The organism is Hyphomicrobium nitrativorans NL23, assembly GCF_000503895.1.
In the GTDB taxonomy this organism is placed as follows: Bacteria; Pseudomonadota; Alphaproteobacteria; order Rhizobiales; family Hyphomicrobiaceae; genus Hyphomicrobium_C; species Hyphomicrobium_C nitrativorans.
The window spans coordinates 1,153,558-1,175,411 of sequence record NC_022997.1 but is presented as its reverse complement, the minus strand read 5'-3'; the positions used below and the strand labels follow the sequence as shown (position 1 = coordinate 1,175,411).

The window sequence follows — 21,854 nt, the reverse complement described above, 5'->3', positions numbered from 1 at the left end:
CCAGCGCAAGGGCCGTCGAAGACGCGATATATTGCGGTAGAAGTTTTCCCTGGGTCCCGGCTCTGCGTTGCGCTGCGCTCCACTTGGCCGGGATGACATAAAGCGCGCGCCACACACACCCACAACACCCGGCCCACAGGGCCTGGGAGCAAGGCGACCCGCGACGAGTCGCGCCCCCGCGGAGGGCCAGGACGGCGCCTTTTCGGCGCCGTCCGAACAGGCCCGTGAGCGAAATAGAGCCTGCGCCCATTCGCCGTACCTTGTCGCCCCCAGCGGAATGTGGCCATTGCTTGACACGGCTTGGGCTCCGGCTATGGTGCGCGCCGTTGGGAATCCGGCCGTTTCAGCCCACAGTTTGGCGGACAGGGGAAGCTCATGGCGTCTTCGGGGGAAAACGACGAACCGGGACGCGGTGAGATCTCGCCTGAGGACCGGGAGGCGTTTAAAAGGCGCGCTTCCGATCTGGGGACTCGGCTCGAAAAAGTTCGGGCGGAGACACGCGCTAAGCAGGGGCCGACGCCCGACGCGAAAAGCCGTGGCACGGCGCTCGGACAGGCGATGAAAATCGCCATCGAGCTCGTTGTCGGCATCGCGGTCGGCGGGTTCATCGGCAAGGTGCTGGACGACTGGCTCGGAACGGCGCCTTGGCTCATGATCGTGTTCGTCCTGGTCGGATTCGCAGCCGGCATGACGAATACGGTCCGCTCCGCTCGCCGGATGCAGGCGGACGCGCTGCGGAATAAAGACGGACGCTAGGGACGACACTCAAAGGGTGGAGAGAGACCAGTGGTGAACTTGGTGGTGGCAGGAGCCGCCGATCCGATGGCCCAGTTCGCGATCAAGCGGATCATCCCGCTTGAGCTGTTCGGCTACGACATTTCCTTCACGAATTCGTCTCTGTTCATGGTGCTGGCGCTGGTCCTGATTTCGGTCTACCTGATCGCCGCCATGAACTCCCGCGCCCTCGTGCCGGGCCGCATTCAATCCACGGCCGAAAGCACCTACGAATTCGTCGCCGGCATCGTCCGCGAGAACCTGGGCGAGGACGGCAAGGCGTTCTTCCCGTGGGTCTTCACGATCTTCATCTTCATTCTGACGCTGAACATGCTGGGCATGATCCCGGGTTCGTTCACGGTCACCAGCCACATCATCGTCACCTTCGCGCTTGCCGCCATGGTGTGGGTCGTCGCCACCATCGTCGGCTTCGTCCGCCACGGCACGCACTACCTCAAGCTGTTCGTGCCCGATGGCGTGCCGATCTGGCTGATGCCGCTGATCGTGCCCATCGAAATCGTATCCTACCTGATCCGCCCCATCAGCCTCTCGGTGCGTCTGTTCGCCAACATGATGGCAGGCCACACCATGCTGAAGGTGTTCGCGGGCTTCGCCGTCAGCCTGCCGTTCGTCGCCAAGGCTCTGCCGGTGGTTTTCACCGCCGCGTTCACGGGCCTCGAATTCCTGGTCTCGTTCCTCCAGGCCTTCATCTTCACCGTGCTGACCTGCATCTACCTCAACGACGCGGTCAACATGCACGAGCATTAGTCGAGCGCCCCGCATCGGATCTTCCGGAGCGGGGCACTTGAACGAGTTCGCAACCCTTACGAAACCTTTCAGAAAAACGGAGACGACCCATGGAAGCTGAAGCAGCAAAGTTCATTGGTGCCGGCCTCGCCTGCTTCGCCCTCATCGGCGCCGGCATCGGCATCGGCAACATCTTCGGCAACTACCTGTCGGGCGCCCTGCGCAACCCGTCGGCAGCGCCGGGCCAGTTCACCAACCTCCTCATCGGCTTCGCCCTCGCTGAAGCCACGGGCCTCTTCGGCCTCCTCATCGCTCTGATCATCCTGTTCGGCTGATCCTCTAGAGGCCGTGATCGGCTTCGGACGTATTCCGTCCGAAGCTTGATCCATCGGCCGCGCTAGAGACCTGGAGCACACTGACGAGAACGGTTGTGCTCTAGAGTGCTTCCGGAAAAGTGGGAACCGGTTTTCCGATAAGAAGCACGATAAAGCAAAAACCTAGAGCCGTTCCGCGATTCCGCTAATGCCGGAATGGCTCTAGGGCGGCAGGGCCAGGGCGCCGGCACACGTCGGCCGATTGGCCCTTTGCCACTTCATTGAGGAGAGTCTCCTATGCCTGCAGCGATGACCGCGCTCGTCGCAGCTGTGACCGACATCAGCACGGACGTTCGGGAAGCCTTCGACGCGACCAATACGAGTAGCGGCGGCCTTCCTCAGCTCCATTCGCCCGATTTCGCGCCACAGCTTTTCTGGCTCGTTCTGACGTTCGCAGCCCTCTACTGGATCATGTCGCGCATCGCGCTTCCGCGCATCGGCGAGGTGATCGAGGAGCGCCGCGACCGCATCCAGCGTGATCTGGCGGCGGCCGAGCGGCTGAAGGGCGAGACCGACAAGGCGCTCGAAACGTACGAGAAGGCTCTCGCGGACGCACGTGGCAGCGCCTCTGCCATCGCGCGTCAGACGCGTGACAATCTCGCCGCCGAAGTCGACAAGGAGCGCAAGTCGCTCGAAGACGGCTTGGCGCGCAAGCTGGCCAGGGCCGAGGAAGCCATTGCGGCGACCAAGACCAAGGCGCTTGAGAGCGTGAAAGACATCGCAGGCGAAGCCGCCTCCGACATCGTGAACGCGCTGACCAACCTCTCCCCGACCAAGGACGAGGTGAGCCAGGCGCTCGCTTCTCAGAGCGATAAGTGAGGTCCTGAATGCTCAATCCCGGATATCCCGATTTTTGGGTCCTCATCTCGTTCCTGCTGTTCGTGGGCTTTCTGGTGTACTACGGCGTGCCCGGACTGATCGGAAAGGCGCTCGATAAGCGCGCCGATACGATCCGCACCGAGCTCGACGAAGCCCGCCGCCTGCGTGACGAGGCCCAGGAACTCCTGGCCGACTATCAGCGCAAGGCGCGCGAAGCCGAGGACGAGGCGAAGTCGATCGTCGAGCAGGCCCGCCGCGAAGCGGAGATGCTGGCCTCCGAGACGAGGAAGCAGCTCGCCGAGCAGGTCGAGCGGCGCACGAAGGCGGCCGAGGACAAGATCGCCCGCGCCGAAGCGCAGGCCGTGGCCGACGTTCGCGCTGCTGCAGTCGATCTGGCCGTCACCGCCTCCGAGCGCATCCTCAAGGCGAAGATCTCGGGCGACGCGGGGGCTTCCCTCACGGACAACGCGATCCGCGACCTCAAGGCCAAGCTCAACTGAGCCGATCCACCCGGCCGCGAGGCAAACACAACGTTGAAAGCCGGGCTTCGACGCCCGGCTTTTCTTTTGCGCGGATCACCGCGCCGAAATACGAATGCGGCATCCCATCGCCGATTTTGGAAACGGAAACGTCATGTCCGACACCATCGCTTGGCTGGATCCCTGGTACCCCATCGTTGATGAGGTCGTGCGCCATGGGGTCGAGCGCCAGCTCATGCTCGAAATCCCCCAAAGCCACATCCTCGCGCGTGAAAGCGTCCGCCTGATCGCGCGACGCGGCGACACCGACGACGCGCTGTTCGCGTTGACGGAAGGCCGCGTCGCCGAGGTCCACATGACATGGCGCAGATCGCCCGAAACCGAGCCGCACTGGCCCGCCACCGCAATCTTTTCTTCGCTCGCCGAATGGGCAGCGGAAAGCATGATCCCGCTTCACCACGAGCTGTCGAACCTGCGCTGACCGCGCGATGGAGCGCGGCTCCGAGGCGGGCCGGAACCGAGATCTTTGGCGCGGGATCGGTTCGACAGGTCCCGTCGTTATCCCGCGTTCGGCGTGTTGCGGTCGAAGCCGACGTAGACCTCGAACTCACCCGCACGCGCGCCCGGCGGTACGTCGAAGGTCACGGTCCGCACGGCCGAGAAGTATCCGATCGGGTTCTCGACCGCGACCGAGGCATCCACGCGAAGCTGATCCGTTGCGATCCGCTCGCGTTTGGCATCCGCCACGAACACGTTGATCGGCAGCGAGATCGGCCCGGACTGTCCGCGCGGCCCGAGCAGGATGCGGCCCGAGAAACCATAGCGCACGGTCACCTGCGTCCCGTTGATATGGCACTCGCGCGCGGTCTTGGTGATCTCGCCGCGGTGCATGATTGCAAGCCCGTCGCCCACGCGGCCGGGCTCGTAAATCGTAAGATGGCTATCGCGCGGCCAGGTGACGAAGCGCGGACAACCGGGTTGCGTATCGTTGCCGGCCAGCGTCAGCTCGGCATTCCCGCCCGCCTTGGCCGCCGCGATGAGATCCTGCTCGGTGACGCCCGTAGGCTCCGCGCTGGCCGAACCGCCGCCCAGAATGCTGCTGCCGAGCCCGGACGTGACCGAACTCATCCCGCAGCCCGCAAGCGCCAGCGCGGCCGCAAAGGCAACGACGCCCCCTGCCGCTCTGCCGCAGCCGGTCATGACGGATTGCGCCATACCGTTCCGATCCGCATAATCCCCCAGACTCGCTTGAGCGTCGGACGGAAACCGTGAGCCCGCCGCGCCGTTGTGTGAAGTGGACGCCCGCCTCAAGCTTTATCACCCCTATCTCGAACCACAAAGCGGCGCCGCCGTCTTAACCGAGACCAGCCGAGGACAAATCCCCATGCCCTCTTCCCGCGTCGATCACGACACCACGAGGCGCCCGGCCCTGACCGTGCTTCTCGCGGCTCCGCGCGGGTTCTGCGCGGGCGTCGATCGGGCCATCCAGATCGTAGAACTGGCCTTAGCGAGGTTTGGTGCGCCGGTCTACGTCCGCCACGAGATTGTCCATAACCGATATGTGGTTGAATCCCTGAAGGCCAAAGGCGCCGTTTTTGTGGAGGAACTGGACGAGATTCCCGACACCGATCAGCCTGTGATCTTTTCGGCACATGGCGTCCCGAAGTCCGTGCCCAATGCCGCCAAAATGCGTAACCTTTTTGCCATCGACGCCACCTGCCCGCTGGTCTTCAAGGTCCACATGGAGGCGGGCCGGCACTACACCGAAGGCCGCGAGATCGTGCTGATCGGCCATGCCGGCCACCCGGAGGTGGAAGGCACCACGGGCCAGCTCCCGGAAGGCACCGTCAAGCTTGTCGAGAACACCGCCGACGCTGAAGCGTTCACGCCCGGAGATCCGGCGCGCCTCGCCTACGTCACGCAGACCACACTCTCTGTGGACGATACCGCAAGCATCGTCGCCATCCTGAAGCGCCGCTTCCCCGAGATCGTCGGCCCCACGAAAGAGGACATCTGCTACGCCACGACGAACCGGCAAGCCGCCGTCAAGGCTATTGCCGGAAAGGTCGGGCTGACGCTGGTCGTCGGCGCGCCGAACTCGTCGAACTCGCTGCGGCTTGTCGAGGTGGCCGAGCGGGCGGGCTGCCCGAAAGGCGTGCTGATCGAACGCGCCGAAGATATCCCCTGGCCACTCTTCGAAGGCATCTCGGCCGTCGGCGTGACGGCCGGCGCATCGGCACCCGAAAAACTTGTCGAAGAGGTCATAGAGGCGATCCGCGAGCGTTTCATGCTCACGATCGAGCAAGTCACCACCGCTCAGGAAAGCATCGCCTTCAACGTGCCGCGCGCACTGCGCGAACCTGCCAACGCATGACCCGATTGCGTGATCCGCACCAACCGCCGCTGAAAAGATAAAGACCCATGGCCGTTTATACGGAAGTGACGGACGACGACCTGGCACACCTGATCGCCGAGTATGGCTTGGGCGAACTGATGTCCTACAAGGGCATTGCCGAAGGCGTCGAGAACACCAACTACATGGTGCACACGAGTAAAGGGACCTTCATCCTGACGCTCTACGAGCGCCGCGTGAACACAGCCGATCTGCCCTATTTCATGGGCCTCCTGGAGCACCTCAACAAAGAGGGCGTCTCCTGTCCGCTCCCGGTCCGCAACCGTAACGGCGAGGTGCTGACGGAAATCTCGGGGCGAACCGCGGCCATCGTGACATTTCTCGAAGGCGTCTGGGTCCGCCGCCCGAAGACCGTTCACTGCCACGCTGTCGGCCGCGCGCTTGCGGAGCTTCACCTTGCGGGCAAGAGCTTTCCCATGTGCCGGTCCAATGCGCTCGGCCTCGCGGGATGGCACGACATCAACGAACGGCTCGGCGCAAAAGCCGACGAAATCGCCCCTGGCCTCGCCACGCTCATCAACTACGAACTGGCCTATCTCGACCGCGCCTGGCCAAAGACATTGCCGACAGGCGTCATCCACGCCGACCTCTTCCCCGACAACGTCTTCTTCATCGGCGAGAAGCTATCGGGCTTGATCGACTTCTACTTCGCCTGCAACGACGCCTCGGCCTACGATCTCGCCATTGCGCTCAACGCCTGGTGCTTCGAGACGGATTGCGCGTTCAACGCCACCAAGGCGCGCGCGCTCGTGACCGGCTATCAAAGCCTGCGCCCGCTCACCGCCGCCGAGCGGCTCGCGTTCCCCGTGCTCGCGCGCGGCGCCGCGCTGCGGTTTCTGCTCACGCGCGCGCTCGATTGGCTTCACACCGACCGCAACGCGCTCGTCAAGCCGCACGACCCGATCGCCTACGTGCGCCGCCTGCGCTTCCACCAGGAAGTGACCTCGCCCGGCGAATACGGCCTGGAGCCTGCGGCATGAGCAAAACGCCAGCTCCGATCGAGATCTATACCGATGGCGCGTGCTCGGGAAATCCCGGCCCCGGTGGCTGGGGCGCGATCCTGATCTGGGGCGACCATCGCAAGGAAATAAAAGGCGGCGAAGCCGAAACCACCAACAACCGCATGGAGCTGATGGCCGCCATTTCCGCACTCGAAGCTCTGAAGAAGGGCGTCGAGGCGGACCTCTACACCGATAGCGCCTATGTGCGGAACGGCATCACAAGCTGGATCCACGGCTGGAAGCGGAACGGCTGGCGCACGGCGGACAAGAAGCCGGTCAAGAACATGGAACTGTGGCAGCGCCTCGACGAAGCGCTGAAGCGCCATCGCATCACATGGCACTGGATCAAGGGCCACGCCGGCCATCCCGAAAACGAGCGCGCCGACGAACTCGCGCGCGAAGGCATGGCCGAATTCAAGATCCTGCGCACGCCCAATTAAAGAAAACGGCCCGAAGGGCCCGGCAGCGTCTTGCAAGCCAAGCTCCACTTGGACGCGACCCGCGGGTCATGGCGGAGCCATGCAGACAAAAGAGCGGCGAAGCCATGCTCCGCATGGACTGCCGCGGCCATCCAAATACCACCACATCTATTGAGCGAAGCTTCCAGCAGCTTGCGTACGAAAAAAAAGACGAAAGCCGCCCGCCGGGGTCGGCGGACGGCCTTCGTAGCATCGGGGGTGCGCGGAGGCGATTAGCCTACGCGGAACACGGCGCCGGCCACCGAGCGGGCGCGCGTGCGGACCTTGCCGCCATCGTTGCCGGAGCGAACCAGCCACTTGCCATTGGAAGCGCGGCCGACGATCTCGCCGACGTGCCCGCGCCAGACGACCACGGCGCCGACCTGCGGCCCACCGGCCGGACGGCCCCACTTGCTCCAGTTCCACGCCACGTTGAGGTGCGCGCCGCCGCCACGCTGCGTGCGCATCCACCAGCCGCACCAGCGGCCAGGACGCGGGCCTGCGTTGTACGGGCCGCGCGACGGGTTGTGATAGGACGTCTCTTGGCTGCGCGCCTGACGGAGGCGAGCAGCACGGCCACGCGAAGCACCACGCTCGCGCGTCGCACCACGGCGCTCGGCCCGGTCGCCGCGAGACTGGGCGACGGACGAAGACGGCTGAACGAACGGATTCCACTCATAGGCAGCATCGCGAGACGGACGTGCGTCAGCGGACGTCGCACCGGCCCACGCGAACAATGCGGCCAGAACGGCGAAGGCGTATTTTGTCATCTCTAGGTCCCCTATTTACTACGTACTTATGCGTACTGAACGGGGTCGCCTTCGCATGAGTATTTGGCGAAAACAAGAAAACGCTTCCGACGCGCGGCAATATGTCCACGCGCACGCAATCAGCATGAGCGAAGCGCACTCAAGTCATTACAAAGTATAGATTTCTGGAAATACTTAGAGCGCCGCGAGCAGCTTTTCCGCCGTCGCTTTGCTGTGTTCGGGCGGACTGTCTTCGACAGCGAGATACTTCACAGCACCATCCTCGACGATCATCGCATACCGCTTGGAGCGAACTCCGAGGCCAAACGGTCCGAGATCGACGTCTAACCCCAATGCCTTAGCGAAAGTCGCGCTTCCGTCTGCCAGCATAGTAATCAGACCGTTAACCCCATGAGCATTTGCCCACGCATCGAGTACGAAAACGTCGTTGACGGCGGTACACGCCACCATATCCACGCCCTTTGCCTTGAGCTGAGCGGCGTGCCCGATGAAGCCCGGAAGGTGATGCTCGCTGCACGTCGGCGTAAAGGCACCCGGCACCGCAAAGAGGGCAACCCGCTTACCCGCGAACACGTCGCTGGCCGAAACCTGCTTCGGCCCGCCGTCCATGACCGTGAACGTCGCCTCGGGCAGCTTGTCGCCCACCGTAATGCTCATGGATCGTCTCCCTGAATTTCAGTTTTGGCTCTCAAGTCCACGGGGCTACTCGACGAGAAACGTTCCGACGGACGCACCCGTTTCGCTCACCATCGTCACCGTGATCGCTTTTCCTTCGAGCGCTGCGACGTCCACGTCCGCGTCGAGCGCGGCTTCGAACACGAGCGTGCCGTCGGCCTTCGTGGTCTTCAATGCCGGAAGCGGCAGATAGAGACTGCCGGGCGCTTCCAGAAACACGTCCGCCCCAGCGGATCCACCTGGGAAACGCGCCTCGATGGTGATCTTCGGAGACGCCCCGCCGAGGATACCGGCAGCCGAAACGAGCTGAGGATCGAGCGGCCTGAGTTTGTCCTGCGCGCGGGGAACCGCCTCAAGCGCGGAAAGCCCAGCCAACGCCGCCGCATCCGCTTCTCCCGCCCCGACCTCGACCGAAAGCGCGGCATCGACGGGCACACACACGTCCTTGCAGATGCCGTAGTGGAAATCGAGGGCGAGCGAGATCGGCTCGTTCTGCCGTTCGGGCGTCACCACCACGGGCAGCACGAGACCGCCTTCATAACCGATCGTGTTTCCGGACCTGTCCGTGAAACGCCGGGGCGCAGGGTAGAGCACCTCGGCATGCGCGAGATTGGCGGACTTCGACCAATCGAAAGCAGGCGGCAACCCCCCGGCATCGCCGGGTGTGCGCCAGTACGTTTTCCAGCCGGGTTCGAGCAGGATCTCGACGAAGGCGAGCCGCTTCCCATCCTCGACGAGGGTCGCGCGATCCGCGTCCACACTGCCGCCACTCACGAGGCGCACCTGAGCCTTGGGCCCGGCAGCCCAGGGAGACGCCGCAGCAAAAGCGTATCCGAGCCCGCTTGAAGCCACGGCGATCAGCGCAAATATGCCCCCAAGGGCAGAACGAAAAGCGAGAGTTGTTCGACGCATCATGAAGGATCGACCTTCCTTGGCACGCTGGCTTGTCCCCTCATCTAACACAATCGACGCAAAATTTGCGGCAGTCCCGGAATTTTGGGCGTCAGGGCCTGCGAACGACAAGCCCCCCTTCCCATGCGCGGCTTCGGGAGGATAATCTTTCGCCATGATGAGAACGAGGCGCAAAAAGCGAAACGACACATTTCTCAAGGGACAGTTGCTCGTCGCAATGCCCCTGATGACCGACCGGCGGTTCGCCCGTTCGGTGATCTACATGTGTGCCCACTCCGATGAAGGCGCAATGGGGCTTATCGTCAACCATCGCGCCGATCACATCAGCTTCCCCGACCTGCTTGAGCGGCTTGGCATCGTCACGCACGAGACCGAGGACGGCATCTCGAACGACATCTTCGACCGCCAGGTTCACGTCGGAGGTCCGGTCGAAACAGGGCGCGGGTTCGTACTCCATTCGGCGGACTATCACGCCAACGACTCCACACTACCCATCGACCGCGAAATCAGCCTCACAGCGTCGGTCGACATTCTGAAAGCGATCGCGACCGGGGAAGGCCCGTCTCACGCCATGCTGGCGCTCGGCTATGCGGGCTGGTCGGCAGGTCAGCTTGAAAGCGAGATCCAGGCCAACGGGTGGCTACACTGCCCGGCCGATCTCGGCCTTCTCTTCGACTCCGACTTGGAGGGTAAATATACGCGCGCGCTCGCCAAAATCGGCGTCGATCCCTCACACCTGGTGAGCGACGCAGGCCACGCCTGATCGTCCGGCATTTCGAAAAAACCGAAGGCGCTTCACGCTCACGCCGCGTCTCTATTTCCGCGCGACGCCCGCAAGCCTTGCCAAGCTCTCAGCGATTGCCGGCGGCAGGTTCGAGAAGTCGGGCTCCGCACGACCGGACTTCGCCGCAACCGCCGGACCCTGAATAGTCGGCTTCTTAGGTGGCGGCTGGCGCGGCGGCACGGCGTGCGCGGCCGCAGGGGGCGGGAGCGGCGGAGCGGCCGCCATCGGAGATGGCGTCGGCGGAGGAACAGGCGGCGGCGACGGCTGGACAAGGATAGGCCGCGTCGTGGCCAGATCCGAAACCGGCATCGGCGGCGGAGAGGAAGGCGCAGATTGGGCCACGGGCTTCGCCCCGCCCGCGAAAGGCATCGGCGGCGGAGGCGCGGAAACGGGTGGCGGCAAATCCTTGAGGCGCGTCGGCGGCACATCCGACCGCCGCGTCGGAGGCGGCGCATCCGCGCCGTTGCCGGTCTGTGGCGCACGCGCGGCCATCGGCGGCGCGTTGGAAGGCGGACGGCTCCCCACCTCCGGTGCAGCCCTCTGAGGCACATCGGGCAGCACGTCGACGAGGCGGGTCTTAGCCGGTTGCAGCGGCACGGGCAGCGGCGGAGGCGCAGCGGCGAAAGCACCCGGCCCGGAACCCGATTGAGGAGCATGCGAAGGCGCGGGCGGCGGCGGACCGGGCGGCATCATCTTGGTGGCCGCCACGTTTGGCGGCGGCACGTCGGCAGGTTTCGATTGTCCGCGATCGCCGGCCGGGCGTCCCCGCCGCGAGAGCGGAATGGTTGGCGTCAAGCCATCGTCCCTCAGACGAACAGGCTGCGACAGGCCTGGTCCCGAAGGGGCCTTTCCATGCGCCACGCCCCCGGCAGCAAGAGGCGGAACGGCGCTCGCCGTCGCAACGGCCGGCAGCGCGCCCGCTCCCGGCGGCGGCTGCATCGCGCCGTTGTTGCCATTGGCTTTGGCCGGCGAAGCAGCCGCAACCGTTGCTTGCGCGCCGTTCCCTGCGGCCGGCTGCTGGGGCTGCACCTTTGCGGCCTCCGGCTTGCGCGGCGCCTGCGCACCCTGCTGCTGCTGCGGCTTGCCCTGGCGCCGCTTCTTCGCTTTCGGACGGAACACGCCAACCGGCTTGTGCTTGTTCTCGGAGACCCTGACCGACGCGAGCAGCTTGACGACATCGCCTTCCGGAATGGCATCGCCGCAATAGGCGCCCTGCGCATACTCGCAACCGATGCCTCTGAGGAAGCTCACTTCCGTATCGTTCTCGACGCCCTTCGCGAGCACCTTCTTGCCGAGTTCATGCGCCAGCGCCACCATCGAACGTACGAGCGCGCTGTCGTTGCCGCCCTTGACGCTGCCGGCCTCCATGAGCGCCTGATCGATCTTCACGGTGTCGAAGGGCAGCCGTTCGAGATAAGGCAGCGACGAATAGCCCGTGCCGAACTCGTCGAGCACGATCTCCGCGCCCGCGCCCCGCAGCCACTCCAGCACTTCCGTCGACTGCTCGGGATTTTCGAGCGCGATCTGCTCCGTCACTTCGAGACGGATCGAGCCCTTCGGCACCACGGTTCGGCCGAGGATATGGCGGATCTCCTGGATCACGTCCTGCCGGAAAAGATGCCGGCACGAAACGTTCACGCTCACGAACAGCGGCGCATCGGTGCGCAGCAGCTCTTTCTGCCACACAACCACGTCGCGCGCCGCCCGGAGAAGGATGTAAGCGCCGATCTTGGCGACGATATCGCTATCCTCGATGGCCGAGGCGTGCTGCACGGGATCGATGGTGCCGAGCTTGGGGTGATCCCACCGCACGACGGCCTCGAAGCCGGCAAGCTCCTCCGTCGAGAGATAGACGATCGGAAGATAGGCGACGCGAAGCTGATTCTTGTCGAGCACGCGGCGAAGATCCACTTCGAGCGCGTGCCGGTCGTCCTGATCGCCTTGCATTTCGGGCGTGAACACCTCGATGCGGTCTGCCCCGGCGCGCTTTGCTCGGAACATCGCGATCTCGGCCTTCTTGAGCAGATCGTGGTGGCTCGTTTCCTCGCCGTCGAAGACCGCGATCCCGATCGAGCCCGTGAGCACGACCTCCTGCCCGGCGATCTTGATCGGCGACCTGAGCGAACGACGAATGCGCTCCGCGTGTTGTGCAAGCTCGGCCACCGGCTGGTCCGCGAGCAGCAATAGCGAGAAGCGTCCGCCAGCGACACGCCCCAGCGTATCGTTGGGGCCGATATGCCGTTGCAGCCGCCGCGCGATGGTGAGCAGAAGGCTGTCCGCGAGCACAAGCCCCAGCGAGGAGTTGACGTGCGTGAACTTGTCGATGTCGATCACGAGCACGGTCGGCCGGATCTGCGCCTCCGACTTGGCACGCCGCATCGCGACTTCGAGCCGGTCGAGTAGAAGCTCGCGGTTGGGCAGCCCCGTCAGACTGTCGTGAACCGCGTCGTGCAGCAAACGCTCGTGCGCGCGCTTGCTGTCGGTGACATCGCGCAAGAGACCGATGCACTTGAAAGCGCGCGGGTCCGTCCCCGGCACGCCGGCCGCTTCCAGTTCGAACCAGCGATAGTTGTTGTCCGCCTGGCGAATGCGGAAGTCGCAACAGATCTTGCCGTCGCGCCGCTCCTGCACCGTGAACAATGCAAGCCGGAAACGTTCGCGGTCGGCCGGATGAACATGCCGGGTGAAATCGTCGGTCCGCGTCGAAAGCTCGCCCGGTGAAAGCCCGAGCAGGCTTTCCACCGCGGGGCTCACCTTCACTTCGTCGCGCCGCGCATTCCATTCCCACACGGCAGCCCCCGACGCATCGACCGCGATCGATCGCGCCTGAAGCTCTGAGGGCGCCGCCCCGTACATCGGCTCGGCCGAGCGGAACGCGAACTGCGTGACGGTGAAACCGATGAGAAGCAGGACCAGGACCAGTCCCGACACCAGCCCGAACCCGACCATGTCGCCGGAAAGCTGTCCCGTGAGCGCCACCGCCGCGCCGAAGATCCAGACCAGGAAGAGAATCCAGGTGGGAACGATGGAGAGCGCGCGATCCTGGCCGCGCAACGCAAGGAACAGAATGAGCCCCGCACCGACCGCACCGATGAACGCGAACGAAAGCCGCGCAAACGTCGCAGCCAACCTCGGATCGATGATCGCGACCGCGATGAGCGAGAACTGCGCGACGAGCCAGACCGTAATCAACATCCGGACGAGGCCGTGCCACAGCGCAAGCCTGAGGAAGACGTGCAGGAACACGACGAGGCTCGCCGCCAACGCGGCTTCCGTCGCGGCTCGATAGACGGCGTTCGCCTCCGGCTTCAGCAGGAATAGCTTATGGAAGAAGCCGAAATGGACCGAGAGATAGGCAAGCGTGCACCACGCGACCAGCGCCGACGCCGGGAAGATCAGCTTGTGATTGGCCGCGAAGATGGACGTGAGGAAGATCGCCATCAGGCCGGTGACGCCGAGCATCACGCCGTTGAAGAGCTGCCGGTTCGACAGCGTCGTTTCGTAATTGAGCGGCCGCCAGAGATAGAGCCGCGCAAACCGCTCGGTGCTCATTTCCGCGACGTAGGTGATCGTCTGTCCGGGATCGAGCGCAATGCGGAAAATGTCGGCTCGGTCGCTCTCGATCCGCTCCGGCACGAAGCCCATGGAGGGCGTCACGGCTTCGATACGCCGCGCGTCCAGATCCGGCCACACGATCCCCGAGCCGATGAGAGAATAACGCTCCGCCGTCAGCCAGCGCACCACCGGCCTGTCGGTCGGATTGGTCAACGCGAACACGATCCAGTTGGGGTTGGTGCCGGACGTCGTGGCCGAAACCGACATACGCCCCGCGATGCCATCCGCGCCGGCGGCCGTCTCGACCTGGAGCGTGTCGCCCCGGCCTTCGTACAGCTCCCCGAGCGTCGTGATCTCGATGCGCCCCTGGTCGGGCACGATCTCGATGGCGCTGAGCGCCAGCGCCGCGCCCGGAGCCGCAAGAAGGGCCATCACGGCCAAAGCGACGAGCGGCAGGATCCGAGGGGCAATCCCCGCGAGCCGCGTCCACCGCCCGGTCGGCTTTGGCCACCCCTTCAAACCCGGACCTCCCGCGTCATCCAATCCTCGGCCAGCATGGCGAACATCAGGTGATCCTGCCACACGCCGTTGATCTTGAGATAACGCCGCGCAAGTCCCTCCTCGATAAATCCGACACTGCGCAGCACGCGGATCGACGCATCGTTAGTGGGCTGCACGGCAGCTTCCACCCGGTGCAGCCGCAAAGTCTCGAACGCATGAGGAAGCGCCGTGCGAACGGCAGCCGACATAAATCCCTGCCCGGCAAACGGAAGCCCCATCCAGTAGCCCAGCATGGCGGATTGCGTAACGCCGCGCCGGACATTGGAAAGCGTCACGCCGCCGATCAGACGGTCGCTTTCCGACTGGAACAGGAGAAACGCGTAGCCGAGATCGTCCCGCGCTTCCCGCTGATAGAACTTGAGCCGCCGCCGATAGGCACTTTTCGTGAGATCGTCGCGGGGCCACGCCGGCTCCCACGGCGTCAGATGCGCGCGGCTCAACGTGCGCAACTCAGCCCACGGACCGTAATCGCTGCTCTGAGGCGGACGCAACCAGACGCCCCGGCCCTGAAGGACCGTCCATTCCGACGGATGCCCGGCTCTCAGGAATGCCATCAGGCCCTCCTCGCCTCCAGCCCAACCGATCCTTGCGTCAGCCGCGCCTGAGCCTCGGACGCAAGACGCTGCGATGCCTTACCGGCACCCACGACGGCCACCGAAGGCCGGCTCTTCAACAGACGCTGCGCGAACGCGCCGACATCCTCCACGCTGACCGCGTTGACCTTGGCCGTCAGCTCCTCGCTCTCGATCACCCGGCCGTGCACCAGCATGTGTCGCGCCATTTGCTCCGCCCGAGCGGAAGATGATTCGAGACTCATTAGCAGCCCGGCCTTGAGCTGAGCTTTCGCCCGGTTCAGCTCCGCAACCGTCGGCCCGTTGCGGGCCACGTCTTCGAGCGCGGCGCCGGTCACGTCGATGAGATTGCCCATAAGCTCCGTCCCGGTCGCTGCGTGCACCGCAAAGAGGCCGGTATCGCCGAGGCCCCACGCGGAAGAATAGATCGAGTAACAGAGGCCGCGCTTTTCGCGCGCCTCCTGAAACAGGCGGGACGACATCCCCCCTCCGAAAAGGCCGGAGAAAACCTGAGCCGTGAAATAGGCCTCGGAACGGTAGGATGGACCCTCGTACGCAAGCACGAGATGGCTTTGTTCGAAACGCTTCTGATGCCAGCGGACGCCCCCCTCATAGAGCGCCCGCTGCTCCTCGGCGGCTCCTGCCGAAGTGAGCCCGCCGAATAGGGCCGCAGCGTGGCGGACGAAGGCGTCGTGACGAACGGCCCCCGCAGCCGCCAACACCATTTTGCTCGGCTGGTAATGCGACCGTAGAAAGTGACTGAGATCGGACGGCGCGAACCCGCGCACGTTGGCCGCCGGACCCAGGATCGGGCGCCCAATGGCCTGATCCGGATACGCTACCTCGTTCACCAACTCGAACGCGATATCGTCCGGGCTGTCCTGCGTCGCTGCGATCTCCTGCAGGATCACGCCGCGCTCCCGCTCCATCTCGTCGGGCGCAAAACTCGAATTGAGCAGAATGTCCGCCAGGAGATCGAGCGCGAGCCCTTCGTCGCCCTTGAGCACACGCGCATAATAGGCCGTGGTTTCGAGGCCCGTCGCGGCGTTGAGTTCGCCGCCGACGGATTCGATCTCCTCCGCGATGGCCTGCGCCGAACGCGACGCCGTCCCCTTGAACGACATGTGTTCGAGGAAATGCGAAATTCCGTTTTCGGCGAGCGTTTCGTGACGCGCGCCGACGCCGACCCAAACCCCGAGAGACGTCGTTTCGAGATGCGGCATGGTCTCCGTAATGACGATGAGACCGTTCGCAAGCCGCGAGATCTCGTGCCCCATGCTCATGACACCCCCTCGGGCGCGGCGCGCGCGGCCTCGGCTACGAAACGCTTCACCTCCACGACGTCGTTCGCGAGCACGGGGAAGCGCTCCGGATCGGTCAGAAGCGAGGACAGCCGCTGCGGCAAACCGGGCCGTTCGCCCATGATGCGCTCCATCGCGTCGGGGAACTTCGCAGGATGCGCCGTCGAGAGCACGATGCCGGGCACCTCGGATTGCGCCTCCGTGCGTTCGAGCGCCACGAGACCACACGCCGTGTGAGGATCGAGCAGATAGCCGCTCCCCGCCTTCGTGCGCCGGATCGCATCCGCGACATCGGCTTCGCTCGCAGCCCCAGCGTCGAACGTCTCGCGGAACGGCACGGCGCACGGGCCAAGCTCGAAACGGCCGCCCTGCTGAAGCGCGCCCATCACGCCGCGAATGTAGCCCGCATCGCGGCCGGAGGCCTCGAACAGGAACCGCTCGAAGTTTGACGAAATCTGAATATCCATGGAGGGCGACGTCGTCTCGACCACGCCCTGCATTTCATAGACGCCCGTCGCGTGCGCGCGCGGCAGAATATCGTTCTCGTTGGATGCAATCGTGAGGCGTTCGATGGGAAGTCCCATGCGCTTTGCAACCCACCCGGCGAGGATGTCGCCGAAGTTGCCTGTTGGCACGGCAAAGCTCACCGCCCGATGCGGCGCGCCGAGCGCGACGCCCGCGACGAAGTAATAGGTCACCTGCGCAACGATTCGCGCCCAATTGATCGAATTGACGCCCGCAAGGTTGATGCTGTCGCGGAAGGCGAGGTCGTTGAACAGCGCCTTCACCAGCGCCTGGCAATCGTCGAACGTGCCCTCGATCGCAACCGCGTGCACGTTGGCGTCGGTCGGCGTCGTCATCATGCGCCGCTGCACGTCCGACACCCGCCCCTCGGGGAACAGGATCACAACGTCGACGCGCTCCGATCCGCGGAACGCTTCGATCGCAGCTCCGCCCGTATCGCCGGACGTCGCGCCCACGATGACGGCGCGCTGGTTGCGCCCCGCAAGCGCATGATCCATCAGCCGCGCGAGCATCTGCATCGCCACGTCCTTGAAGGCGAGCGTCGGCCCGTGGAAGAGTTCGAGCACCCAGCGGTTGCGGTCGATCTGCACGAGCGGCGTCACGGCCGGATGTCCGAAGCGCCCGTAGGCATCGCGGGCCATCGCCAGCAGAGCATCCTCGCTCACCGAGCTTCGCGCGAAACAACCGATCACATGCGCGGCAACCTCGGCGAACGGCTTGCCTGCGAACGCGGCAATCGTCTCGGGCGGAATAACCGGCCAGACCTCGGGGACATAGAGCCCGCCGTCCCGGGCGAGCCCGCGCAGAAGAACGTCCTCGAAAGTGAGCGAGGCCGCTTCGCCCCGGGTAGAGATGTAGGTCACAGGCCGCAGGCTTTCTTGAAAGAATGGAGGTCCGGGACGGCGATCTTCGCCCACCGCAAACGGAGCATCGAGGGGCCTCGGAAAGCCCCTTCGCGCTTCAATTCAAAGCTGAATCTAAAGGTCGCCCTGCCCCGGATCAAGCTCAGGCGCTGTCCCCTCGCCGGCCACGGAGCCGCGTCCAGACGAAAGCGCCGAACACCACGAGCAGCGTCCCGGCCAGCCCGTACCAGGTGAGCGCATATTCCAGGTGCCGGTTGGGGATATCGAGCCGGGTCGCGCCCCCTTGGGCCATCCGCCGGGATTGGCAGGCTCCGCCGTGGCATCGACGAAAAACGGCATCATACGGGTCCAGGCGCCTTCGATGCCCATCGAGGCGATCATGCCCGCCAGATCCCGCCAGTGCCAGACGTTCTTGGCCGGATCCCGATCCGGCTCGAACGAGCCTTGGACCCCAGGCGCCCGCACGAGACCCTTAACCGTCACCGTGCCTGTGATCTGCCCATCCGGCCGCGTCGCCGGGTCCTTGAGCACGTCGGGCACAAACCCCCGGTTAACGAACAGGATCCGCCCACCGCCAGTCTCAAGGGGCGTGTAGATGTGCCAGCCCATCTGCCCGTGATCGGTCGCGAACAGGTGCCGCTCGTGCTCGTGCAGGAAGCGGCCGCTGACGGTCACCGGGCGGTATTCTTCCTTACGAAGGTCCTTCCAAGCGTCGGCGGGCTCTTCCAGCGCCACGGGCTCTTTCTTGAGGCCGCTCTCGATGGCAGCCACAAGACCTTCCTTCCAGTGCAGCCGCTCCATTTGCCAGTTGCCCAAAGCCACCATGATCGAGAACGCAACGAGCGTCGCAAGCGCGGCGGGGACGAGCCCGCGGATTCTTGCGCCGTTACCGGCCTTGTTCTCAGCCATTTGTCTCAATCCTTCGCCAGCCGGCCCTCTTCGGCCTTATTGGTCCAAATCAGCGCGATCAGCGTCGCCTTGAGGAAACGGAGCAGCACGAACGCAAAAAGTGGCGTCAACACGCCCCACAGCAGGACGTGAACCCAGACGGGCGGCTCGTAGCGGAATTCCACGAACAGCGCGAGACCCAACACGACGAAGCCGAGGATCAGGATCGCGAACACCGCCGGACCGTCTCCCGTATCGATAAACGTATAATCGAGTTTGCAGCTCTCGCAGCGAGACCGCAGCATCAGCCCGTTTCGAAACAGCGGCCCGGTCCCGCAGCGGGGGCAACGCGCGAGCAGCCCTGAAAAAAGCGGAGATACGCCCCCGCGGGCCGTCTCGTCGTGCGTCGTCTTCGCGCTCTGCATGATGCGGCCTCTCTGCTTTTCCCGATCACTCTATCAAACGAAGAAGGGGCCGAGTCACGAGACCCGGCCCCTGCTTCAATTCGACCATGCGATCGTTAGTGAGCGCCCGGGTTCGGACCCGCACCCCAGACGTAGATCGCGACGAACAGGAACAGCCAGACCACGTCGACGAAGTGCCAGTACCACGCGGCGGCTTCGAAGCCGAAGTGCTGCTTCGGCGTGAAGTGGCCCTTCATCGCGCGGAGCAGACACACCAGGAGGAAGATGGTGCCGATGATCACGTGCGCGCCGTGGAAGCCGGTGGCCATGAAGAACGCCGCACCATACGCGTGCCCGGCGAAGCTGAACGCCGCATGCGTGTACTCGTAAGCCTGCATGGCCGTGAAGATGACGCCGAGAAGGACCGTGAGGAAGAGACCGAGCACAAGGCCACGACGGTCGTCCTTGAGCAGCGCGTGATGCGCCCAGGTCACCGTGACGCCCGACGTCAGCAGGATGAGCGTGTTGATGAAGGGAAGCGTCCAGGGGTCGAACGTGGCCTTGAAGAAACCTTCGGCCGGCATGCCGGTGGCCGGAACGACCGCCTCGGTCATCTCGACCGGCACCGGGGGCCACTGGCCGCCGAACACCTCGTTCCGCTGCACCAGGCCGATGGCCTGCTGCATGTTCTCGATCTGCTCAAGCCCGGAGGGGAACAGGGAGAAGTCGAAGTAGGCCCAGAACCAGGCCACGAAGAACATCACCTCCGAAGCGATGAAGAGAATGATGCCGTAACGCAGATGAAGCTGCACGACCGGCGTATGATCGCCCCGATGCGCCTCGATGACGACGTCGCGCCACCACAGATAGGCGACGGCGATGAGCGCGGCCGCGCCAACCGCGAACACCCACGGTCCTTGCAGGCCAAACAAGCCCTCGCCCTCGCCCTGCGAGCGCATCCAGACAATGCCGCCGACAGCGAGAACGAACGTCGCGAGCGAAGCCAGAAGCGGCCAGGGGCTCGGATCGAGCAGATGATAATCGTGTTGCTTGCCGTGCGCTTGAGCCATGTCCGTCTCCGTAATCCCCGTTCGTTTTATTACCCCTGGCCGCCCCGCGAGCCGCCCAAGCCCATTTGAGCTTGCGCCGGCCCCTGTCTCGGCCTGTCGTTTAACCCGATGGCTGGAGCCCCGGGATCTCGTCCTGTCGCTAGCCTCCCGTTTTGGGCTCCTTCGTCGTCTGAACCTTGGCCTGCGGGCCGCTTGTCATCGGATAGAAGGTGTAGGACAGCGTAATCTCGCGGATTCTGTCGGCTTCCCGATCGTCCATGATCGAGGGATCGACGAAGAACGACACCGGCATCTCGACCGTCTCGCCGGGCTGGAGCGTTTGCTCCGTGAAGCAGAAGCAATCGATCTTTGCGAAGTAGGGCCCCGCGGCATAAGGCGAAACGTTGAACGTCGCCGTGCCTGTAATCGGCTTATCCGATGCATTGTGAGCCGTGTAGAAGCCCAGCATGTTCTCGCCGACCTTCACGTCCATCGTGCGCTGGACCGGAACGAAGCTCCACGGCAGGCCGGGCGCGACGTTGGAATCGAGGCGAACGGTAATCACGCGATCGAACACCTGATTGGGAATCTGATCAGCCCGCATCGGCGTGCCGCCAAAGCCCGTGACCTGGCAGAAGAGCTGATAGAGCGGCACGGCTGCCCACGCCGCCGCGCCCATGAAGAGCAGCGCCGAGATGCAGACCAGCACGACACGGCCGTTCGACGTCCGCCGCACCGGATCGAATTCCGGCTCGGTACCCCGAGCACCTTCGTCGTTATGACCGTCTGCCGTCACGTCGCCTAATTCCCCATCCGCACAATGGTCGCGAGGTAGAAGAGCACGACCAGAAAAGCCAGCCCCACTCCGATCGCCAGCGATTTGAGCCGCTGCCGCTTGAGCCGCTTTGCCTCTTCGTCCATTCCGTCCGTCACCACCGCCTCTTGCACTTCGATCTCGGCGTCCGTTTTTTACGACCACAACTTCGCGACGAGATGCTCGCCGAGCAGCACCCCGAACAGCAGGAAGAGATAAAGGATCGAGAAGCCGAACAACTGTTTCGCCGCGTAATCCGCCTCACGTCCCTCCCGGGTCCGCCAGACCTTGACCGCGAGCCACAGGAACATGAGCCCGAGCACGACAGACGAAACGCCATAGACGATACCGCCGAGCCCGATCGCGTACGGCGACACCGCGAGCGGCACCAGCACCAGCGAGTAAAGCAGGATCTGTTTGCGCGTCTCGTCCGGCCCGGCCACGACCGGCAGCATCGGCACGCCGACGCGCTCGTAGTCGCGCGCACGGTAAAGCGCGAGCGCCCAGAAGTGCGGCGGTGTCCACATGAAGATGATAAGGAACATGAGCACGCTCTCGATGCTCACGGTTCCGGTCACTGCGGCCCAGCCGATCATCGGCGGGAAGGAGCCAGCCGCGCCGCCGATCACGATGTTCTGCGGTGTCCGCCGCTTGAGCCACATCGTGTAGAAAAAGACGTAATAGGCGATGGTCAGCGCCAACAGCGCGCCCGCCACCCAGTTCACCAGCACGCCGAGCGTCATCACCGAAACGATGGAGAGCACGGTGCCGAAGGTCAGCGCTTCGCCCGCCGTAACGCGCCCGCGCGGAATAGGACGCGCGGCCGTACGCGCCATGCGCACATCGATGTCGGCGTCGTACCACATATTGAGAGCGCCCGATGCGCCCGCGCCGACGGCAATGCAGAGAATTGCGATGACGGCGAGCAGCGGGTGCAGATCGCCCGGCGCCGCCACGAGCCCGGCAAGCGACGTGAACACCACGAGCGACATCACGCGCGGCTTCATGAGTTCGAAAAAGTCACCCACCGAACCATCGGTGCTGGCAACGGAGCTCTGAAGCGTAGCCTCGGCGGTAGACCCAGTCATCGTTTCCCATTCTCCCGCGGCAGGCTTC

General features: G+C 64.5%; 24 protein-coding genes. 10 read left to right on the top strand and 14 right to left on the bottom strand.

What is annotated here, in order from left to right; translation table 11 throughout:
- Positions 1-375 precede the first annotated feature (375 nt).
- The 6 genes from W911_RS05440 (at position 376) to W911_RS05415 (ending at position 3,674) form a co-directional block, all read left to right on the top strand.
- On the top strand, positions 376-756 hold the full coding sequence (locus W911_RS05440) for an AtpZ/AtpI family protein (protein ID WP_023786516.1): 381 nt from the start codon (positions 376-378) through the stop codon (positions 754-756).
- Positions 757-822: 66 nt separating this feature from the next.
- Positions 823-1,542: a F0F1 ATP synthase subunit A gene (locus tag W911_RS05435; RefSeq protein ID WP_041317571.1), complete on the top strand. Its 720-nt coding sequence runs from the start codon at positions 823-825 to the stop codon at positions 1,540-1,542.
- Between the two features lie 89 nt (positions 1,543-1,631).
- Entirely contained in the window at positions 1,632-1,856 is a 225-nt protein-coding gene (locus W911_RS05430; RefSeq protein WP_023786514.1) for a F0F1 ATP synthase subunit C, read from the top strand.
- 276 nt (positions 1,857-2,132) lie between these two features.
- Positions 2,133-2,714, top strand: coding sequence for a F0F1 ATP synthase subunit B family protein (locus W911_RS05425; RefSeq protein WP_023786513.1), 582 nt, complete (start codon positions 2,133-2,135; stop codon positions 2,712-2,714).
- 8 nt (positions 2,715-2,722) lie between these two features.
- The gene (atpF, locus tag W911_RS05420) at positions 2,723-3,214 is read left to right on the top strand and encodes a F0F1 ATP synthase subunit B (protein WP_023786512.1); all 492 of its coding nucleotides are present in this window, start codon (positions 2,723-2,725) and stop codon (positions 3,212-3,214) included.
- Between the two features lie 133 nt (positions 3,215-3,347).
- Entirely contained in the window at positions 3,348-3,674 is a 327-nt protein-coding gene (locus tag W911_RS05415) for a hypothetical protein (protein ID WP_144083524.1), read from the top strand.
- 77 nt (positions 3,675-3,751) lie between these two features.
- Here W911_RS05415 and W911_RS05410 read toward each other — a convergent pair whose 3' ends face one another.
- Positions 3,752-4,408, bottom strand: a complete 657-nt coding sequence (locus W911_RS05410) for a hypothetical protein (protein WP_023786510.1) — start codon at positions 4,406-4,408, stop codon at positions 3,752-3,754.
- 169 nt (positions 4,409-4,577) lie between these two features.
- On the opposite strand from W911_RS05410, the gene ispH reads away from it, so the two are divergent.
- The 3 genes from ispH to rnhA are packed head-to-tail and all read left to right on the top strand — an operon-like array spanning position 4,578 to position 7,047.
- Positions 4,578-5,567, top strand: a complete 990-nt coding sequence (gene ispH / locus W911_RS05405; protein ID WP_023786509.1) for a 4-hydroxy-3-methylbut-2-enyl diphosphate reductase — start codon at positions 4,578-4,580, stop codon at positions 5,565-5,567.
- Between the two features lie 47 nt (positions 5,568-5,614).
- Positions 5,615-6,586 (top strand): homoserine kinase, encoded by a 972-nt coding sequence (locus W911_RS05400; protein WP_023786508.1) that lies wholly within the window; start codon positions 5,615-5,617, stop codon positions 6,584-6,586.
- Positions 6,583-7,047 (top strand): ribonuclease HI, encoded by a 465-nt coding sequence (rnhA, locus tag W911_RS05395; RefSeq protein WP_023786507.1) that lies wholly within the window; start codon positions 6,583-6,585, stop codon positions 7,045-7,047. The genes W911_RS05400 and rnhA overlap by 4 nt, the downstream gene beginning before the upstream one ends.
- A 251-nt stretch (positions 7,048-7,298) precedes the next feature.
- On the opposite strand, the gene W911_RS18665 is transcribed toward rnhA, so the two are convergent.
- From W911_RS18665 to W911_RS05380, 3 genes are all read right to left on the bottom strand, one after another.
- A complete protein-coding gene (locus W911_RS18665; RefSeq protein ID WP_023786506.1) occupies positions 7,299-7,835 on the bottom strand; it encodes a C40 family peptidase in 537 nt (178 codons plus the stop codon).
- A 174-nt stretch (positions 7,836-8,009) separates the two neighbouring features.
- Positions 8,010-8,492: a peroxiredoxin gene (locus tag W911_RS05385; protein WP_023786505.1), complete on the bottom strand. Its 483-nt coding sequence runs from the start codon at positions 8,490-8,492 to the stop codon at positions 8,010-8,012.
- Positions 8,493-8,537: 45 nt separating this feature from the next.
- On the bottom strand, positions 8,538-9,425 hold the full coding sequence (locus W911_RS05380; RefSeq protein WP_023786504.1) for a protein-disulfide reductase DsbD domain-containing protein: 888 nt from the start codon (positions 9,423-9,425) through the stop codon (positions 8,538-8,540).
- A gap of 151 nt (positions 9,426-9,576) precedes the next feature.
- On the opposite strand from W911_RS05380, the gene W911_RS05375 reads away from it, so the two are divergent.
- Complete coding sequence (locus tag W911_RS05375) at positions 9,577-10,185, top strand: YqgE/AlgH family protein (protein WP_023786503.1); 609 nt, start codon at positions 9,577-9,579, stop codon at positions 10,183-10,185.
- A 51-nt stretch (positions 10,186-10,236) separates the two neighbouring features.
- Here the strand turns inward: W911_RS05375 and W911_RS05370 are convergent, their stop codons facing one another.
- The 10 genes from W911_RS05370 to W911_RS05330 all read right to left on the bottom strand — a co-directional run bounded on the left by W911_RS05370 (position 10,237) and on the right by W911_RS05330 (position 21,826).
- Entirely contained in the window at positions 10,237-14,280 is a 4,044-nt protein-coding gene (locus W911_RS05370; protein ID WP_023786502.1) for an EAL domain-containing protein, read from the bottom strand.
- Positions 14,277-14,876: a GNAT family N-acetyltransferase gene (locus tag W911_RS05365; protein WP_023786501.1), complete on the bottom strand. Its 600-nt coding sequence runs from the start codon at positions 14,874-14,876 to the stop codon at positions 14,277-14,279. Before W911_RS05365 ends, W911_RS05370 begins: the two co-directional genes overlap by 4 nt.
- A complete protein-coding gene (locus W911_RS05360; protein ID WP_041316322.1) occupies positions 14,876-16,171 on the bottom strand; it encodes a M16 family metallopeptidase in 1,296 nt (431 codons plus the stop codon). The genes W911_RS05365 and W911_RS05360 overlap by 1 nt, the downstream gene beginning before the upstream one ends.
- A 2-nt stretch (positions 16,172-16,173) precedes the next feature.
- Positions 16,174-17,583 (bottom strand): threonine synthase, encoded by a 1,410-nt coding sequence (gene thrC, locus W911_RS05355; RefSeq protein ID WP_041316320.1) that lies wholly within the window; start codon positions 17,581-17,583, stop codon positions 16,174-16,176.
- Positions 17,584-17,697: 114 nt separating this feature from the next.
- Entirely contained in the window at positions 17,698-18,492 is a 795-nt protein-coding gene (locus tag W911_RS05350; protein WP_244438603.1) for an SURF1 family protein, read from the bottom strand.
- 5 nt (positions 18,493-18,497) lie between these two features.
- On the bottom strand, positions 18,498-18,794 hold the full coding sequence (locus W911_RS05345; RefSeq protein WP_341872109.1) for a DUF983 domain-containing protein: 297 nt from the start codon (positions 18,792-18,794) through the stop codon (positions 18,498-18,500).
- Between the two features lie 197 nt (positions 18,795-18,991).
- Positions 18,992-19,945 (bottom strand): cytochrome c oxidase subunit 3, encoded by a 954-nt coding sequence (locus tag W911_RS05340; protein ID WP_023786497.1) that lies wholly within the window; start codon positions 19,943-19,945, stop codon positions 18,992-18,994.
- Between the two features lie 139 nt (positions 19,946-20,084).
- On the bottom strand, positions 20,085-20,660 hold the full coding sequence (locus tag W911_RS05335) for a cytochrome c oxidase assembly protein (protein ID WP_144083653.1): 576 nt from the start codon (positions 20,658-20,660) through the stop codon (positions 20,085-20,087).
- A 65-nt stretch (positions 20,661-20,725) separates the two neighbouring features.
- Positions 20,726-20,857 (bottom strand): hypothetical protein, encoded by a 132-nt coding sequence (locus W911_RS18875; RefSeq protein ID WP_280113256.1) that lies wholly within the window; start codon positions 20,855-20,857, stop codon positions 20,726-20,728.
- 36 nt (positions 20,858-20,893) lie between these two features.
- Complete coding sequence (locus W911_RS05330; protein ID WP_041316318.1) at positions 20,894-21,826, bottom strand: heme o synthase; 933 nt, start codon at positions 21,824-21,826, stop codon at positions 20,894-20,896.
- Between the last annotated feature and the right edge of the window lie 28 nt (positions 21,827-21,854).